Source organism: Variovorax sp. E3, assembly GCF_016082275.1.
GTDB lineage: Bacteria > Pseudomonadota > Gammaproteobacteria > Burkholderiales > Burkholderiaceae_C > Variovorax.
Window position 1 is genome coordinate 1 of record NZ_MOWM01000074.1, and the last position, 15799, is coordinate 15799.

Below are 15799 nucleotides of genomic sequence, written 5' to 3' on the forward strand. Positions count from 1 at the left end.
GCCGGCGCCCGCCCCGGGGGCGGTAGCGGCCACGGCGGCGGCGACGGGCGTGACGGCCATGGCCGGGGCGGTTGCCACGACATCCGCGGCCATGGCGGGGGCCGCCACTGTCGCGCAGGTCGCCAGCAAACGGGCGAGTGTTGTAGAGAGATGGCGCACTTGGTGTTCCTCCTGGCGTACCGGATCAGAAACAGGTGAGCGAGCGGGCCGCGTGCTGGATCACTTCCACGCACTCGGAGGCCGGCAACGCAGCGTGGCCGACGCGCTTGGCGTGCGGACGGGCCGGGGGCGGTTCCACTGCCGTGGAGACCGGCAAGATGACCTTCTCGCCGAACAGCTGGCCCTTGGTGATGCCACCGGTGGCCACCGTGGTCTTGTCCATCTGGTTGCGAAGCACCAGAGACAGGGTACCCACGCTGCGCGCCAGGTCGAGCTTTTCCGAGTCCTCGAGCGACAGCTCCAGCGTCACGGCGCTGACCACCTTCGGCTTGGTGTCGTCGCGATTGGCTTCCTGCGCCACCGCCAGCACCAGCACTTTCTCGAGCACGGTCTTGCTGATCTGCAGCGCGTCTTCGCCGCGGGCCTTGTCCTGCTGGGCGTTGACCATCACGTCGACGTAGTTGCCCGGCAACGCGAAGCCGGCGACACCGACCACGTCGTTGACCCGCACGGTCATGGCGCGCTTGCCGCTGGCAATCACCGCCGACAGGCCGCCCTGGGTGCCGACCGGCGCCAGCTTGCCTTCCATGATCGCCTCGCCGCGCAGCACGCCGACCTTCACCACCCGGTCGTCCAGCGCCTTGATCTCGCTGAACGAACCGTTCGGCACGGAGCCGCTGGGCCAGTCGACCGTGGACAGCATCTGCGCGTTGACGCGGCTGCCCAGCTCGATGTCGACGGCGGCCACCACCACCTTGTTCGACGCGATCCCGCTTTGCCGCGAGATCCATCCGGTCGCGTAGACCGCGGCTGCCAGCCCGGTCAGCAGCGCCAGAAAGATCAGCCCGATCGCCTTGATGTTCTTCATGTGAACCTCCGCCATGGGTAAGAAATGAAAAGGGCTAGACGTAGCCCAGCTGGTGCGCAAGCACTTCGAACACCGTGCCTGCCGCGATACAGATGCCGTAGGGCAACTTCCCCACCGACTGCGCCGCATGGATGCCCGCCGTGGGCCGCACGCCCGCGATGCCGGAAACCGCCATGCCCTGCGCCGCCGCCTTGACGTTGGCCAGCATGTGCCCGAGGCGGCGGCGATGGATGGCAAAGACCAGGGCCGCCAGGCCGCCCGCGATGAAGGTGCACAGCACGGCCATCAGCGTCTGCTGCGGCCCGAGAAAGGCGCCCGACATGGCCATCAGCTTGACGTCGCCGGCGCCCATGATTCCGATGGCGTAGAACGGCAGCATCGCGGCGAAGCCCACGGCCAGCCCGCCGAACGCGCCCAGTGCGCCCGCCGTCGGCGTGCGGGCCGCGAGCGTTCCATACAGCAGCGCGAAAAGCGCGCCGCCGAAGGTCAGCCAGTTGGGGATGCGGTAGGAGCGCCAGTCGCTGACGGCGGCCGCGCCCAGCAGCGCGAAGAGCGCGAGCATGCGGACGTCGGAAGCCAGCATCGCCAGCAGTTCGAGGACGGCGTCGAGTTCCTGCATGGTGGGCTCCCGGTGTTCAGGCGCTGCGCCGCAGGGCGAGCAGCACGAGCAGGCACACGACCATCACGAGCGAGCCGATCAGCGCGAACTCCATGAACGACATTCCTGCGTCTTCCCGCAGCAGGCTCATGAAGGTTCTCGGCAGAAGTACGAGCGGTTCCATGCGTGTTCCCCGGTTGTCGTGGCCGGCCCGGATCGCTTGCCTGCCCTTGGTGGACAGAAGCGCTTGGCCTGGGGATGACTTTAGGAATCACGCGGCCTTCGCACATGAGCGAGGCGCCCTTTTGCGGGGGAGTCAATCGCCCTGCTTGCGCGGGCAGGCGGCCATGACAAAGCGCCTACTGCGCGCAGCGCGCCGTGGTCGCGGCGCGGTTTTCCCCGCGGGCGCGCCGGACAACCATCTGGACGAACCGCGACTTCTTCAGATCGGGCGCTGACCTATCATTTGGCGGATGTCACGCTCAGAACGCCTCCTCGCCCTCCTCCAGGCGTTGCACGGCCGCCGCCGCGCGGTCAGCGGGCAGGTCCTGGCCCAGGAACTGGACGTCAGCATCCGGACGCTCTACCGAGACATCGCGACGCTGCAGGCGCAAGGCGCCGCGATCGAGGGCTCGCCGGGCATCGGCTACGTGATGAAGCCTGGCTTCATGCTGCCGCCGCTGATGTTCCGGGACGAAGAGATCGAGGCGCTGGCGTTGGGGCTGCGCTGGGTGGCGGACCTCGGGGAACAAGGGCTTTCGCGCGGCGCCCGCGACGCGATGGCCAAGATCGCCGCCGTGCTGCCGCACGCGCTTCGCCGCGAACTCGAGTCTTCGGCGCTGCTGGTCGGCAAGGCCCAGAGAAAACCGCAGGCCGCTGGCGAAGACGATCCGCTTCGCGCGGCGATCCGCGCGGAGCGCAAGCTGCGGCTGACCTATCAGGACCCTACCGGCAAGACGTCGCATCGCATCGTGTGGCCGTTCGCGATCGTCTACTTCGAGCAATCGCGGGTGCTGTCCGCCTGGTGCGAGCTGCGAAACGACTATCGCAACTTTCGCTCCGACAGGATCGTCAAGGCCGAGCTGCTCGACGACGCCTCCCCCAGGTCTCGCCGCGCGCTCCTGCGCGAGTGGCAGCAGCTGGTGCGCGAGGCCAAGCGAAACATACTGTCAGAATCTGACATCATGCCGACCTAAGCTGCGCTCCCTTCCATTCCTTCATCGAGGAGCATCCATGCAGTTTTCTTCCGTGCGTCTTGTCACCAACGCGTTCGAGTCGCTCGTCTCGTTCTACACCCGGCTTTCCAGCACCGAGGCAACGCGGCTGGCCGACGGTTTCGCTGAAGTGCGGCTCGACGGCGCGACCTTGGCAATTTCCGAAGAGCACCTTGTTCAGCGCTTCAACGCGGGCGCCGCGACAGCGGCGGCGAACCGTTCCGCCATCCTGGAATTCGAGGTCGCCGACGTGCCCGAGGTGTACGCACGCCTGAGGGACAGCGCGCCGGTCGTGATGCCGCCTACCCTCATGCCGTGGGGCAATCATTCGCTCCTGCTTCGCGACCCCGACGGCAACCTCGTCAACATCTTCTCCAGGCCCGCGGTCACGGCGTGACGCGTGCCTGCGCCGCGCCGTGACAGCCGGCGAACCCCTTGAGCTCGGCGAGTTCATCGAGGATCGGGCAGTCCGACCGGTCGCCGCCCTCGCAGCAGTTGGCGAGCTGCTCCAGCATGCGCTTCGAGCGTTCGAGTTCCTCGATGCGCTGGGCCAGCTCGTCCGCGCGTGCGAGCGCCACGCGCTTCACGTCGAAGCTGGCGCGCCGGCCGTCCTGCCACAAGGCGTGCAGTTCCACGACTTCGGGGCGCTCGAAGCCGAGGTCTTGCGCGCGCCGTACGAAGCGCAGAGTGCGCACCGCCTGCGCGTCGTAGCTGTGGGGGCCTGCCGTGTCGCCCAGCAACCCCAGCGATTCGCAGTCGCGCAGCATCTGCACCGAAGCGCCCGAGCGGGCAACCGCGTCTTCCAGGCTCAGGCGCTCCGTCGAGGCGGGCGCGTTTGGTCTTTCATGAAATCTCCTTCCGGTGAGCTCGTGAAGTCTCGAGGCTCACACTGTGGGAAGGTCAAGCAGCGGCGGCGCGTTGCCCTCGCGCCAGCAGGGGTTTGCGGCAGATCTTGAAGGCGACGGCGATGCTGCCGGGCATCCCGGCGGTCGTCGGAGAATCGAGGCATGACGAACGACAAAGACGCGTGGTCCACCACGCCCGTGACCAGCGAACTGCTGCGCGGCGCCCTCGACTTCGAGCAGACCGCGCGCGGCCTGCTGCCGCACCGCCTGCCCGCACGCGCGCGTGCGCAGTGCAGCGACCCGCAACTGGCCATGGCCGAGTCGCAGCCCTCCGGCGTGCGCGTGGTGTTCCGCACCGAAGCCACGCAGATCGAGCTCGACGTGCTGCCGACCCGCTACGTGTACGCCGGCCTGCCGGCCCGGCCAGCGGGCGTCTATGACCTGCTCGTCGACGGCCGGCTGGTCCAGCAAGCCAGCGCGCCCGACGCGGATCTCGTCACGATCGACATGTCCACCGGCACGGTGACGAAGCGCCAAGGCCCGGTGAGCACGCTGCGGTTCGCGGGGCTGGCCCATGGCGAAAAGAGCATCGAGATCTGGCTGCCCTACAACGAGACCACCGAGCTTGTCGCGCTGCGTGCCAATGCACCCATCGCGCCTGCCGCCGGTGAAACGCGAAGGCTCTGGCTGCACCACGGCAGCTCGATCAGCCACGGCTCCAATGCAGCAAGCCCGACGGCGATCTGGCCCGCGCTGGCGGCGTCGCTCGGCGCGGTGGCGCTGGTCAACCTCGGCCTGGGCGGCAGCGCGCTGCTCGACCCCTTCACCGCGCGCGCCATGCGCGACACACCGGCCGACCTGATCAGCCTGAAGATCGGCATCAACCTCGTCAACACCGACCTGATGCGGGCCCGCGCCTTCACGCCGGCGGTGCACGGGTTTCTCGACACGCTGCGCGACGGCCATCCGGACACACCGCTGCTGGTCGTCTCGCCGATCTTCTGCCTCATCCACGAAGACACGCCCGGCCCCGGCGCCTTCGATTTCAGCGCGCTGGCCGAGGGCAAGATCCTGTTCAAGGCCACGGGCGACGCGGCCGAGCGCAACGCCGGCAAGCTGACGCTGACCTTCATCCGAAAGGAGCTGCAGCGCATCGTGCAGCAGCGCGCGGCCGAAGACCCGAACCTTCATTACATCGACGGGCTCGACCTCTACGGACCGAAGGATTTCGACGAGTTGCCGCTGCCCGACAGGCTGCATCCGGACGGGCCTTCGCACCGCCGCATCGGCGAGCGCTTCGCCCGCCTGGCCTTCGGGGCCGGAGGCCCGTTCAGCGCCGGCCAAGCCCGGTAAGGCCCCGACGCGTGCTCACGATTTGATGCGCTGATCCCACGGGCTGAAGCACAGCGGCTCAGCCGAGCAGGTTGTCCAGATCGAAGCGCTTGCGCGTGACAACCTGCAAGGGCTGCCGTGCGTCGGCGTGCATTGCCTCACCGGATTGCTGCTGCCGGCGAAAAGCTGCTTCGAGGGAGGCCGTGAGCGCTTCCCAATCGTCGAAGACATGGACCTTGCGGCTGTGGTTCCAGTGCCCGCCGAAGGCCTTGAAGACGGTGGCGAAATGAAAGCAGCCGCCCTTCACCGCCGGCTTGGGTGGCCCGTTCGCGAAGGAGACTTCGAGCACATGGCATTCCAGATTCGACGCGAGCTTTTCCGCGCGTGCACGGGCGGGGAAAAGAAAAGCGTTGGGCATCGAAAGATGCTACCGAAATTTGATGATGAATGAAACCTTTTTTCTACAGAATTAAGAAGGCATTCATCTTCTAACGCAGTGTGTGGAATTTGGCACGCAGAGCGTGCAAACAGCGCGACATTGACGCCCCCACGCCGGCTATCGCCGTGGCCGGGGGCGTCGGTCGGGTCACGCGGTCATGCGCCCACGGCGCATCGGCGCGTCAAGCCAGCGGCGCGATGTCCAGATGCAGCACCTGCACCTCCAGGAACTCGTCGATGCCGTGGTGCGACCCCTCGCGGCCCAGGCCCGACTCCTTCACGCCGCCGAAGGGTGCGACCGCCATGGAAATCGCGCCGGTGTTGAGCCCGACCATGCCGTACTCCAGCGCCTCGCCGACACGGAACACGCGGCTCGCGTCGTTGGTGAACACATAGGCGGCCAGGCCGAAGGGCGTGTCGTTGGCGCGCCGCACCACCTCGGCCTCGGAGTCGAAGCGGAACAGCGCCGCCACGGGGCCGAAGGTTTCCTCGCCGGCCAGCACCATGCGTCGGACGCCTCGGTCAGCACCGTCGGCTGGAAGAACTGCGCGCCTTCGGCCGACGAGTCGCCGCCGACCAGCACGCGCGCGCCCTTCTCCACCGCGTCCTGCACGTGCGTGCGCACCTTGTGCAGCGCCGACGCGTTGATCAGCGGCCCGATGCTCACGCCCTCGGCCGTGCCCTTGCCGACCTTGAGCTTGCGCACCTCGGCGGCCAGCCGCTCGGCAAAGCGCGTGTAGATGCCGGCCTGCACGTAGATGCGGTTGGCGCACACGCAGGTCTGCCCGCTGTTGCGGAACTTGCTGGCCATGACGCCGGCCACGGCCACGTCGATGTCGGCGTCGTCGAACACGATCACCGGCGCATTGCCGCCCAGTTCCATGCTCACGCGCTTGACGGTGTCGGCGCACAGCCGCAGCAGCTTCTTGCCCACGGGGGTGGAGCCGGTGAAGGTGAGCTTGCGCACGGTCGGGTTGCCCGTGAGCTCGGAGCCGATGGCCTCGGGCATGCCCGTGACGATGTTGAGCACGCCCGCCGGAATGCCGGCGCGCAAGGCCAGCTCGGCCAGCGCCAGCGCCGAGAACGGCGTGAGCTCCGACGGCTTGACCACCACCGTGCAGCCCGCGGCCAGCGCGGGCGCGAGCTTGCGCGTGATCATCGCGTTCGGAAAATTCCACGGCGTGATCGCGGCGCACACGCCGACCGGCATCTTGCGCACGAAGATGCGCCGGTTGGCCTGCGGGGCCGGGATCATCTCGCCATAGGCGCGAATGCCCTCCCCCGCAAACCATTGCACGAACGACGCGCCGTACAGCACCTCGCCCTTGGCCTCGGCCAGCGGCTTGCCCTGCTCCAGCGTCATGAGCAGCGCCAGGTCGTCGGCGTGCGCGAGCATCAGGTCGTGCCACTTGTGCAGCAGCGCGGCGCGCGCCTGCGCCGTCATGGCCTTCCATTCGGGCAGGGCCCGGTCGGCCGCCTCGATGGCGTCGCGCGTGTCGGCGGCGTCGCAGGCCGGCACGCTGCCGATGTGCTGGCCCGAGGCGGGGTCGACCACCTCGAGCACGCGGCCCGAGCGCGCGTCGCGCCACTCGCCGCCGATGAAGACCTGCTGGCGCAGCAGCGCCATGTCCTTGAGTTGTTGTTGCATGGGCGTCTTTCGAGGCGGGCCGCTCAGGCCGCGCCGGTTTCGGCCTGGTGCGCCCTGGCCAGCGCGATCATGCTTTCGAAGCGGAAGTCGAGCTTGGGCGTGCCGGGCGGCGGCATGGTCGCGCCCCAGCCCTTGTTGGCGTGGCGGCGGTCGATCCACGCAGTGGCCAGGCCGACCTGGTTGGCGGGCGCGTGGTCATGGAACAGGCTCTGCGCGGTGTGCAGGATGTCGGCCTTGTCGAAGTTGAAGTCGCTCTTCAGGCGCTGCAGCATGTAGTCGAAATTGCGCAGGCTGGGCTTGTACGAGCCGACGTCCTGCGCGGTGTAGATCGCGTCGAACACCACCTGCAGGCGGGCATTGCTCGAACGGAAAGACAGGCGGTCCACGTTCGACAGAATGACCAGCTTGTAGTGCTGCTTCAGGTAGCGCAGCGCCTCCACCGAATCATGGAACTCGGGCCAGTCGGGCACCGACGCGCCGAAGATGTTGGCCTCTTCGTCGCTCACGCGCACGCCCCATTCCTTGGCCAGCCGCTTGTAGACCACCGACAGCAGCTGCGCATAGAGCATGGCCGGCGTTTCTTCTTCCTGCGCCGATTCGTGGCGCGCGAAGTTCTCGAGCACCTCGTCGCGCGTCTTCGATGCAGCACCCTTGGCGACCAGCGGCGCGAGCGCGTTGAAGATGCCCGATTCCCAGTCGATCAGCGTGCCATAGCAGTCGAAGGTCAGCGCTTTGAAGTCGGAAAGTTTCATGTTGGCTCCTGGTTGAAAGTTGGTTGGGGTTGCTTGAAAAATCTGGAGGGCCTATGCGCCCTCGGCTTGCAGCGCCGGCAGCACCTTGCCGGGGTTCAGCAGGTTCATCGGGTCGAAGGCGCGCTTGATGCGCCAGGCCATGTCGAGCTCCACGCGCGTCTTCACCTGCAGCAGCTCGTCGCGCTTGGCGGTGCCCACGCCGTGCTCGGCCGAAATGGAGCCGCCCATGGCCATGGCGATGTCGTCCACCGCCTGGCTGATCGGCGTGTTGAAGCGATCCAGAAAGTCCGGGGCGCTCACGTTTTCCGGGCGCAGCGGATTGAAGTGCACGTTGCCGTCGCCCATGTGGCCGTACACCACCATGCGGGTGGCCGGCTCCAGTGCAAGCACCGCCTGCGTGGCCTCGTCGATGAACGACGGAACGCGGCTCAGCGGCACCGAGATGTCGCAGCGCACGCTGCCGCTGGTGCGCGTCTGCGCGTCGGAAATTTCCTCGCGGATGCGCCAGAACTGTGCCGCGTGGGCTTCGGTGGCGGCCACCGCGGCGTCTTCGACCCAACCCGCCTCGAGCCCTTCCTGCAAGGCTTCGAGCAGTGCGGCGTCGAGTTCGTCCTGCGCCCTGCCCGAGCTCACCTCGGTCAGCACATACCAACCGCCCTGTTGGGGCAGCGGCGATTGCACGTCGCCCAGGTGCGCCAGCACCAGCGACAGCGCGGCCTGCGAAATCAGCTCGAACGCGCTCACGTCGTGCCCCATGCGCCGACGCAGCACGCCGAAGAAGAACAGCGCCGCCGCCGGGCTCGGCACCGCCAGGAACCCGGTCGACACCGAGCGGGGTTGCGGCGACAGCTTGAGCACCGCCGCGGTGATGACGCCCAGCGTGCCTTCGGAGCCGATGAACAGCTGCTTCAGGTCGTAGCCGGTGTTGTCCTTGCGCAGCGCGCGGAGGCCGTCCCACACCTCGCCCGAGGGCAGCACCACCTCCAGGCCCAGCACCAGGTCGCGCATGTTGCCGTAGCGCAGCACGGCGGTGCCGCCGGCGTGGTCGACAGGTTGCCGCCGATCTGGCAACTGCCCTCGGAGCCGATGCGCAGCGGAAAGAGCCACCTCGCCTCATGGGCCACGGCGCGCGCCTGGCTCAGCGTGAGGCCGGCTTCGACCGTCATGGTGGCGTTCACCGCGTCGACCGCGCGCACCCGATTCAGGCGCGACAGGCTCAGCACCACCGCGTCGCCGGCCGCGCCGGGCACCGCGCCGCCCAGCAGCGAGGTGTTGCCGCCCTGCGGCACCACCGGAATGCCGTGCGCATGGCAGTACGACATGACGCGGCTCACCTCGCGCGTGTCGGCCGGCCGCACCACCGCCAGCGCCTTGCCGAGAAACACGCGCCGGTAGTCGGTCGCGTAGCTGCGCGTGTCGCCTTCGGCGCTCAGGCAGTGCGCCGCGCCGACGATGGCCGCAAGGCGTTCGATGTGGTGGTGCATGGCGGCGTGCCCGGTCATGCGGCCGCGGCCGCTTCCTGGATGGCGACGTCGAAGGCCTTCAGTGCCTTGTCGACCAGCGCCGGCTCCGCCACCAGCGGCACCAGGCAGCGCACCACGTTGCGGTGCATGCCGCACTTGATGGCCAGCACGCCGTGGTGGCGCAGGCGATCGAGCACGCGCTGGGCCATGGCGGCGTCGGGCGTCTTGCTGGTCGCGTCCTTCACGAATTCGAGCGCGCGCATGGGCCCCAGGCCGCGCGCCTCGCCCACCACGCCGCCGTGCTTTTCCTGCAGCGCCGCAAAGCCTTGTTCGACCTGCGTGCCGAGCGCCACGGCGCGCTCCAGCAGGTGCTCTTCCTCGAACAGGTCGAGCACCGCGAGCGCGGCGGCGCAGGCCACCGGGTTGCCGCCGTAGGTACCGCCCAGCCCGCCGGGCAACGGCGCGTCCATGATGGCGGCCTTGCCGACCACGCCCGACAGCGGCAGGCCGCCGGCCAGGCTCTTCGCCACCGTGACCAGGTCGGGCACGATGCCGCTGTGCTGGAAGCCGAACATCTTGCCGGTGCGGCCGAAGCCGGTCTGGATTTCATCCGCGATCAGCACGATGCCGTGTTCGTCGGCAATGCGGCGCAGCGCCACCATGAAGTCGTCGGGCGCGCGCAGGAAGCCGCCGTCGCCCTGCACCGGCTCGATCAGGATCGCGGCCACGCGGTCGGGCGTGATGGCCGAGGCGAACAGCTCGGCCAGCGCATCGAGCGCGCGCTGCGTCGTGATGCCGCGGTAGGCGTCGGGAAAGGCCGAGTGATAGACCTCGGGCGCGAACGGCCCGAAGTTCTGCTTGTACGGCTGGCTCATGCCCGTGAGGCTCATGCCCAGCAGCGTGCGGCCGTGGAAGCCGCCACGGAAGGCGATCACGCCGGGCCGGTTGGTGTGGGCGCGCGCGATCTTGATCGCGTTCTCGGTCGCCTCGGCGCCGGTCGTGAGGAAGATGGTCTTGTGCGTGCCTTCGGCGCCGCCCACTTCCTTGTTCAGCCGTTCGGCCAGCTCGATGTAGGTCCCGTACGCCGCCACCTGGAACGAGGTGTGCGACAGCGTGGCCAACTGCGCGGCGGCGGCGGCCACCACGCGCGGGTGGTTGTGGCCGACGTTCAGCACGCCGATGCCGCCGACGAAGTCGATGTATTCACGGCCGTCGGCGTCCCACACGCGGGCGCCTTCGCCGCGCGCGACGAGCACCGGGTGGGCCGTCAGCAGACCGGCGGGGATGTTGGCCTTGCGGCGTTCCATCCAGTTCGCGAAACCGTTGTTCTCTTTGCTCATGGCGTGCGTCCAATCTCGGGGTGGTTCAACAAGGTGAGCCCCGAGCTTAGGGAGCGGGCGAGTGCGAGGGTATGTACTTTTCAGAGGATTTCGTGGCAGGATATTCGTAGCTTTCCTACAAGACCGATCCGCATGAACCTCCGAGAAGCTCTGGCCACTTCCCCGCTCGACGCGGGCGTCATCGTGGCGGGCGGCGCGCACCTCGACCGCGAGATTTCTTGGGTGCAGGTGGTCGACCACCCCGACATCGAAGCCTGGGTGGAGCGCGGCCAGCTGCTGCTGAGCACCGGATACAGCTGGCCCAAGACCGGCAAGGCCGCGCGCGTCATCGTCGAAAAGCTCGCTGCCAAGGGCGCTTGCGGCGTGGTGCTGGCGGTGCCGCATTTCATGCAGCACTTTCCGGCGCAGAGCATCGAGGCGGCCGAGCGTGTCGGGCTGCCGCTGATCGAGCTGGCCTGGGAAATTCCGTTCAGCGAGATCACGCGCGTGGTGCACCGCGAGCTGATGGACCAGCAAGGCCGCGCGCTCGCCAAGTCCGAGCAGATCCACCGCGAGCTCACGCAGGCCGCCGTCAGCGGCGACGGGCTGTTCGACGTGGTGCGTGTGCTGGGCACGGTGCTGGAGCGCGCCGTGGCCATTACCGCGCTCGACGGCAGCGTGCTGGCGACGCATCCGGCGGCGTGGCTGTCGGCCGAGGTTTTCCGCCAGCATCAGGGCGAAGGCGCGCTGTCGCGCATCGATGCCGAGGTGGGGCCGGTGCGCCTTCAGGCTGCGACGCAGGCAGCCGTGGTCGGCCACGCGGTGCGCATCCGCGCCGAGCGCGCGGGCTACGTGTGGGTCGACGACAGCGGCATGCCGATGAGCGAGCTCGACCTGCGCGCGGTGGAGCACGCGGGCACCGTGGCGGCGCTGCAGATCGCGCACCAGCGCGAGCTCTCCGCGCAGGAAGCACGCCTGGGTGATGCGCTCGTGGCCTCGCTGGTCGAAGGCCGCTTCGACGAAAAGCCGCAGACATTGGAACGCGCGCGCCTGCTCGGCTGGCGCGGCGACACCGCCTACCGCCTGTGCGCCGTGCTGCTCGACGAGCCTAACCCCCTCTCGCGCGAAGGCTTCCAGCGGCGCGAAGAGGTCGGCCTGCGCATGGGGCACGCGCTCGAGCGGCTGCGGCAGGCCCCGCTCATCAGCCTGTCGGCCAACCAGGTGCATGCGCTGGTGCCCGAGGGCGTCGACATTGCCAAGCTCTGGGCCGCGCTGCAACTGCCGCGCATGGCCATGGGCGTGAGCCAGCCGCACAGCGGCGTCGAAGGCATGCACCGCGCGGGCAAGGAAATCGCCGACCTCGTGGAGCACCTGAAGCCGGGCCGGCTGCACTTCTTCGAGGAGATGCTGTTCCCGCGCGTGCTCGCCGGCGATGCGGCGGCGCAGAAGATATTCGTGAGCCGCCTGTTCGGCCCGCTCGAAGACGGCAAGCGCGGCCAGCACCTGCTGGACACCGCGCTCGCGCTGGCCGACGAAGGCTTTCACCTGCAGCGCACGGCGGACAGGCTGGGCGTGCACATCAGCACCCTGCGCTACCGCCACGGCCGGCTGGCCGAGCTGAGCGGGCTCGACCTGGAATCGGTCGAGGGGCGTTTCCGGTTGCAGGTGGCGGCACGGCTGTACCTGATGCAGCAACCGTAGCGGCTAGCCCGCGAGCAGCCGCTTGACCAGGTCGGGCGTGCTGCTCACGCTGTACTTGCGCAGCAGCCGCGTCTTGTAGATGTCCACCGTGCGCGGGCTGATGCCCAGCGCCTGCGCGACCTCCTTGCCCGTCTTTCCCTCGATCAGCAGCGCGGCAATGTCGCGCTCGCGCGGCGTCATGGAGCCGCGCAGCGCCGAGTTCACCTTGCGCCCGGTCGACAGGTCGGTGAAGGCCCAGATGGTGTCGTGGTGCGGGTCTTCGGGCGTGTAGGTGAAGCCGCTCACGTGCACCCAGAACAGCTCGCCGTCGAGCCGCCGCATCACGCGGTCGTCGGAAAAGGTCAGGTGCTTGGCCAGCACCGGCGCAATGCGCTGGCCCGTGGTCTCGAAGTGCGACTGCGTGGGGTACAGGCGCTCGAAGGTGCTGCCCACCAGCTCTTGCGCTTCGCAATGGAAGATCTTCGCGAAGGCCCGGTTGTAGTCCAGGATCACGCGGTCGCGCCCGATCGCCTGCCCCACCGGCGCGTCCTGAAAGGCACGCCGGTAGTCGATGGCTTGTACGGTCGCTGCTTTCTTTGGGGCTGCCATGGCTCGTCTCCTTGCGATTCAGGTGGAGTACTTAGGTGTTCGACACCTATTGTCGTAGGAGTATACGCATCCTAGACTCCTATCGCATTAGGTGCTTGGAGTCATGATGCCGACATATGTATTGAAGAACGCCAACCTGCTCGACCTGCGCAGAGGCGAATTGATCGACGGAATGGACGTGGTCGTTGCCGACGGCCGCATCGCCGAGATGGGTCACGGCCTGAAAACCCCCGCCGCCGCGCAGGCGACGCTCGACCTGCGGGGCCTCACGCTGATGCCCGGCCTGATCGATTGCCACGTGCACGTGATGGCCTCGCACGTGAATCTGGGCGTGACGGCGCGCATGCCCAACGCGCTGGGCGTGATCCGCGCGCTGCCCATCCTCAAGGGCATGCTGCAGCGCGGCTTCACCACCGTGCGCGACGCGGGCGGCGCCGACTGGGCGCTGGCGCAGGCGGCCGAAACCGGCCTGATCGAGGCGCCGCGCATCTTTCCGTCGGGCAAGGCGCTGTCGCAGACCGGCGGCCACGGCGACTTCCGCGCGCGCAGCGACCAGTTGGAGTCGTGCGCCTGCTCGTTTCGCATTGCGTCGATCTCGCGCGTGGTCGACGGCGTGGACGACGTGCGCCGCGCCGCGCGCGACGAACTCACCAAGGGCGCGACGCAGATCAAGGTCATGGCCAGCGGCGGCGTGGCCTCGCCGAACGACCCGGTGGGCAACACCGGCTATTCGATGGACGAGCTGCGCGCCATCGTCGACGAGGCCACCGCCTGGCAGACCTACGTGATGGCGCACGCCTACACGCCGCGCGCCATCCGCCGCGCGGTCGAGGCGGGTGTGCGCACCATCGAGCACGGCAACCTCGTCGACGAGGCCACGGCCGAGCTGCTGAAGGCATCGAACGTGTTCGTGGTGCCGACGCTCATCACCTACGACATGCTGTCCAGCGAGGGCCCGGGCCTCGGACTGCCGCAGGAATCGATCGCCAAGATCGACGACGTGCGGCTGGTCGGCCGCGAGGCCATCGCCCTGCTCCACCGCGTCGGCGTGCGCATGGGCTACGGCAGCGACCTGCTCGGCGAGTCGCACACGCACCAGAGCGAAGAGCTGCGCGTGCGCGCCGAGATCGTCGGCAACCTCGAAGCACTGCGCAGCGCGACCACCGTGGCCGCCGACATCCTGCAGCGCACCGGCGAACTCGGCGTGCTGCAGCAAGGCGCCCTGGCCGACATGCTGGTGGTGCGCGGCAATCCGCTGAAGGACATCAACGTGCTGGTCGAGCATGGCCAGGGCATTGCCGCGGTCATCCAGGAGGGGCGCTTTGCGCGCAACGACCTCGGGCAGGCCGTGCCATGAACGACGCGCTGCTCGAAATCTCCGACCTGCGCGCCACCTTCGGCGGGCTGCATGCGCTCGACGGCGCCAGCTTCAGCGTTGCGCGCGGCAAGACCACGGGGCTGATCGGCCCCAACGGCGCGGGCAAGACCACGCTCTTCAATTGCGTGACCGGGCTGCTGCCGCAGGCGGCCGGGCGCATCGTCTTCGACGGCATCGAGCTGCTGGGCCGGCGGCCGGAAAGCATCTCGCGCGCGGGGCTGATCCGCACCTTTCAACTGGCGCGCGGCTGTGCGCGCATGACGGTGTTCGAACACCTGATGCTCTACGGCCCCGGGCAGACCGGCGAAGGGCTCGTCGCCGGCCTCTTCGCGGGCGCGCGCGTCAAGCATGAAGAAGAAGCGCTGCGCGAGCAAGCCTGGGCCATGGCGCGGCGCCTGCGGCTGGACCATGTGCTCGACAACCTGGTGCCGGCGCTGTCGGGCGGCCAGAAGAAGCTGCTTGAAATCGGCCGCGCATTGATCGCCAAGCCGAAGATGATTTTGCTCGACGAACCCATGGCCGGCGTCAACCCGACGCTGGTCGGCGAGATCGCGGGGCAGCTCGAGGCCATCCGCGCGGAAGGCATCACCATTTTGCTGATCGAGCACGAGATGGCGCTGATCGAGCGGCTGTGCGAAGAAGTCGTCGTCATGGCCGAGGGCAAGTTCCTCACGCGCGGCAGCTTCGCCGACGTGACATCCGACCGGCGCGTGCAGGCGTCCTACCTGGGGAGGACCCGCGCATGACCGAGCTTCGCATCCGCAACCTGCGCGGCGGCTACGCAACCGCCGAAGAAATCGTCAAGGGCATCGACCTCGACGTGAAAGCCGGCGAACTGGCCGTGGTGATCGGGCCGAACGGCGCGGGCAAGTCGACCTTCCTGAAACTCGTGGCCGGCCTGCTGAACGCCAAGGACGGCGAAGTGGCCATCGACGGCGCGCCGCTGCAACCCGGCAATGCGCAAGCGGCCTGCGAGCGCGGACTGAGCTTCGTGCCGCAGGAGCGCAACGTGTTCCACAGCCTCACGGTGCGCGAGAACCTCGAGATGGGCGGCTACCTGGTGCGCGACGCGCTGCGCCAGCGGATGGACGCGCAACTGGAGCGCTTCCCCTTGCTCAAGGGCCGGCTCAAGGACAGGGCCGGCAACCTTTCGGGCGGCCAGCGGCAGGTGCTCGCGATGGCCATCGCGCTGATGACGGCCCCCGGCGTGCTGCTGCTCGACGAGCCCACGGCGGGCCTCTCGCCGGCCGCGGCCGACGAGGTGTTCGAGCTGATCCGCACGCTCGCGGCGCAGGGCCTGGCGATCCTCATGGTCGAGCAGAACGCGCTGCTTGCGCTCGAGTACGGCACGCGCGGCATCGTGCTCGTGGCCGGCAAGAAGATGCGCGACGAATCCGCCGCGGGCCTGCTGGCCGACGACGACGTGCGGCACCTCTTCCTCGGTGGCGCCAAGGTGCACTGAGCCCGTTTCCCCCTCTTCTTTTCTTTCTCTTTCA

The 15799-nt window shown here is 68.5% G+C and carries 16 protein-coding genes and 1 pseudogene; 7 read left to right on the forward strand and 10 right to left on the reverse strand.

Features of this window, described 5'->3' with window-relative positions:
• Positions 1–184 precede the first annotated feature (184 nt).
• Both cpaB and BMG07_RS23195 read right to left on the reverse strand, forming a co-directional pair.
• On the reverse strand, positions 185–1027 hold the full coding sequence (gene cpaB, locus BMG07_RS23190; RefSeq protein WP_198086515.1) for a Flp pilus assembly protein CpaB: 843 nt from the start codon (positions 1025–1027) through the stop codon (positions 185–187).
• 34 nt (positions 1028–1061) lie between these two features.
• Positions 1062–1646, reverse strand: a complete 585-nt coding sequence (locus tag BMG07_RS23195) for a prepilin peptidase (protein ID WP_198086516.1) — start codon at positions 1644–1646, stop codon at positions 1062–1064.
• A 452-nt stretch (positions 1647–2098) separates the two neighbouring features.
• Between BMG07_RS23195 and BMG07_RS23200 the strand changes: the two genes are divergently transcribed.
• Together BMG07_RS23200 and BMG07_RS23205 are read left to right on the forward strand one after the other, a co-directional pair.
• Positions 2099–2821, forward strand: a complete 723-nt coding sequence (locus BMG07_RS23200; RefSeq protein WP_198086517.1) for a YafY family protein — start codon at positions 2099–2101, stop codon at positions 2819–2821.
• 37 nt (positions 2822–2858) lie between these two features.
• Positions 2859–3236 carry a glyoxalase/bleomycin resistance/extradiol dioxygenase family protein gene (locus tag BMG07_RS23205; RefSeq protein ID WP_198086518.1) on the forward strand — a complete coding sequence of 126 codons (378 nt, stop codon included), beginning with the start codon at positions 2859–2861 and terminating at the stop codon, positions 3234–3236.
• Here the strand turns inward: BMG07_RS23205 and BMG07_RS23210 are convergent.
• On the reverse strand, positions 3226–3606 hold the full coding sequence (locus BMG07_RS23210; RefSeq protein WP_198086542.1) for a MerR family DNA-binding protein: 381 nt from the start codon (positions 3604–3606) through the stop codon (positions 3226–3228). The genes BMG07_RS23205 and BMG07_RS23210 overlap by 11 nt on opposite strands.
• Before the next feature lie 240 nt (positions 3607–3846).
• Here BMG07_RS23210 and BMG07_RS23215 point away from each other — a divergent pair, with 240 nt between their 5' ends.
• Positions 3847–5037, forward strand: coding sequence for a GDSL-type esterase/lipase family protein (locus BMG07_RS23215; RefSeq protein ID WP_198086519.1), 1191 nt, complete (start codon positions 3847–3849; stop codon positions 5035–5037).
• Between the two features lie 58 nt (positions 5038–5095).
• Here BMG07_RS23215 and BMG07_RS23220 read toward each other — a convergent pair whose 3' ends face one another.
• From BMG07_RS23220 to gabT, 6 genes and pseudogenes are all read right to left on the reverse strand, one after another.
• A complete protein-coding gene (locus BMG07_RS23220) occupies positions 5096–5434 on the reverse strand; it encodes a hypothetical protein (RefSeq protein ID WP_198086520.1) in 339 nt (112 codons plus the stop codon).
• Between the two features lie 202 nt (positions 5435–5636).
• A pseudogene (locus tag BMG07_RS23225) lies at positions 5637–7102 on the reverse strand (NAD-dependent succinate-semialdehyde dehydrogenase).
• A 23-nt stretch (positions 7103–7125) separates the two neighbouring features.
• Entirely contained in the window at positions 7126–7854 is a 729-nt protein-coding gene (locus BMG07_RS23230; RefSeq protein ID WP_198086521.1) for a haloacid dehalogenase type II, read from the reverse strand.
• 51 nt (positions 7855–7905) lie between these two features.
• Positions 7906–8880 carry an FAD-binding oxidoreductase gene (locus BMG07_RS23235; protein WP_307867052.1) on the reverse strand — a complete coding sequence of 325 codons (975 nt, stop codon included), beginning with the start codon at positions 8878–8880 and terminating at the stop codon, positions 7906–7908.
• Entirely contained in the window at positions 8763–9356 is a 594-nt protein-coding gene (locus tag BMG07_RS44270) for an FAD-binding oxidoreductase (RefSeq protein WP_307867053.1), read from the reverse strand. The genes BMG07_RS23235 and BMG07_RS44270 overlap by 118 nt, the downstream gene beginning before the upstream one ends.
• Complete coding sequence (gabT, locus tag BMG07_RS23240) at positions 9353–10657, reverse strand: 4-aminobutyrate--2-oxoglutarate transaminase (RefSeq protein WP_198086522.1); 1305 nt, start codon at positions 10655–10657, stop codon at positions 9353–9355. The genes BMG07_RS44270 and gabT overlap by 4 nt, the downstream gene beginning before the upstream one ends.
• A 132-nt stretch (positions 10658–10789) precedes the next feature.
• Here gabT and BMG07_RS23245 point away from each other — a divergent pair, with 132 nt between their 5' ends.
• Positions 10790–12337 (forward strand): PucR family transcriptional regulator, encoded by a 1548-nt coding sequence (locus BMG07_RS23245; protein ID WP_198086523.1) that lies wholly within the window; start codon positions 10790–10792, stop codon positions 12335–12337.
• Positions 12338–12340: 3 nt separating this feature from the next.
• Here BMG07_RS23245 and BMG07_RS23250 read toward each other — a convergent pair whose 3' ends face one another.
• Complete coding sequence (locus BMG07_RS23250) at positions 12341–12925, reverse strand: helix-turn-helix transcriptional regulator (RefSeq protein WP_198086524.1); 585 nt, start codon at positions 12923–12925, stop codon at positions 12341–12343.
• A 106-nt stretch (positions 12926–13031) separates the two neighbouring features.
• On the opposite strand from BMG07_RS23250, the gene BMG07_RS23255 reads away from it, so the two are divergent.
• The 3 genes from BMG07_RS23255 to BMG07_RS23265 are packed head-to-tail and all read left to right on the forward strand — an operon-like array spanning position 13032 to position 15765.
• Positions 13032–14282 carry an amidohydrolase family protein gene (locus BMG07_RS23255; protein ID WP_198086543.1) on the forward strand — a complete coding sequence of 417 codons (1251 nt, stop codon included), beginning with the start codon at positions 13032–13034 and terminating at the stop codon, positions 14280–14282.
• A complete protein-coding gene (locus tag BMG07_RS23260; RefSeq protein WP_198086525.1) occupies positions 14279–15049 on the forward strand; it encodes an ABC transporter ATP-binding protein in 771 nt (256 codons plus the stop codon). Before BMG07_RS23255 ends, BMG07_RS23260 begins: the two co-directional genes overlap by 4 nt.
• Positions 15046–15765, forward strand: a complete 720-nt coding sequence (locus tag BMG07_RS23265; RefSeq protein ID WP_198086526.1) for an ABC transporter ATP-binding protein — start codon at positions 15046–15048, stop codon at positions 15763–15765. Before BMG07_RS23260 ends, BMG07_RS23265 begins: the two co-directional genes overlap by 4 nt.
• The last annotated feature ends 34 nt before the right edge of the window (positions 15766–15799 follow it).

Coding starts and splice junctions, on each gene's coding strand:
- cpaB (WP_198086515.1), bottom strand. CDS start 1,027: ATGAAGAACATCAAGGCGATCGGGCTGATCTTTCTGGCGCTGCTGACC.
- BMG07_RS23195 (WP_198086516.1), bottom strand. CDS start 1,646: ATGCAGGAACTCGACGCCGTCCTCGAACTGCTGGCGATGCTGGCTTCC.
- BMG07_RS23200 (WP_198086517.1), top strand. CDS start 2,099: ATGTCACGCTCAGAACGCCTCCTCGCCCTCCTCCAGGCGTTGCACGGC.
- BMG07_RS23205 (WP_198086518.1), top strand. CDS start 2,859: ATGCAGTTTTCTTCCGTGCGTCTTGTCACCAACGCGTTCGAGTCGCTC.
- BMG07_RS23210 (WP_198086542.1), bottom strand. CDS start 3,606: ATGCTGCGCGACTGCGAATCGCTGGGGTTGCTGGGCGACACGGCAGGC.
- BMG07_RS23215 (WP_198086519.1), top strand. CDS start 3,847: ATGACGAACGACAAAGACGCGTGGTCCACCACGCCCGTGACCAGCGAA.
- BMG07_RS23220 (WP_198086520.1), bottom strand. CDS start 5,434: ATGCCCAACGCTTTTCTTTTCCCCGCCCGTGCACGCGCGGAAAAGCTC.
- BMG07_RS23230 (WP_198086521.1), bottom strand. CDS start 7,854: ATGAAACTTTCCGACTTCAAAGCGCTGACCTTCGACTGCTATGGCACG.
- BMG07_RS44270 (WP_307867053.1), bottom strand. CDS start 9,356: ATGACCGGGCACGCCGCCATGCACCACCACATCGAACGCCTTGCGGCC.
- gabT (WP_198086522.1), bottom strand. CDS start 10,657: ATGAGCAAAGAGAACAACGGTTTCGCGAACTGGATGGAACGCCGCAAG.
- BMG07_RS23245 (WP_198086523.1), top strand. CDS start 10,790: ATGAACCTCCGAGAAGCTCTGGCCACTTCCCCGCTCGACGCGGGCGTC.
- BMG07_RS23250 (WP_198086524.1), bottom strand. CDS start 12,925: ATGGCAGCCCCAAAGAAAGCAGCGACCGTACAAGCCATCGACTACCGG.
- BMG07_RS23255 (WP_198086543.1), top strand. CDS start 13,032: ATGCCGACATATGTATTGAAGAACGCCAACCTGCTCGACCTGCGCAGA.
- BMG07_RS23260 (WP_198086525.1), top strand. CDS start 14,279: ATGAACGACGCGCTGCTCGAAATCTCCGACCTGCGCGCCACCTTCGGC.
- BMG07_RS23265 (WP_198086526.1), top strand. CDS start 15,046: ATGACCGAGCTTCGCATCCGCAACCTGCGCGGCGGCTACGCAACCGCC.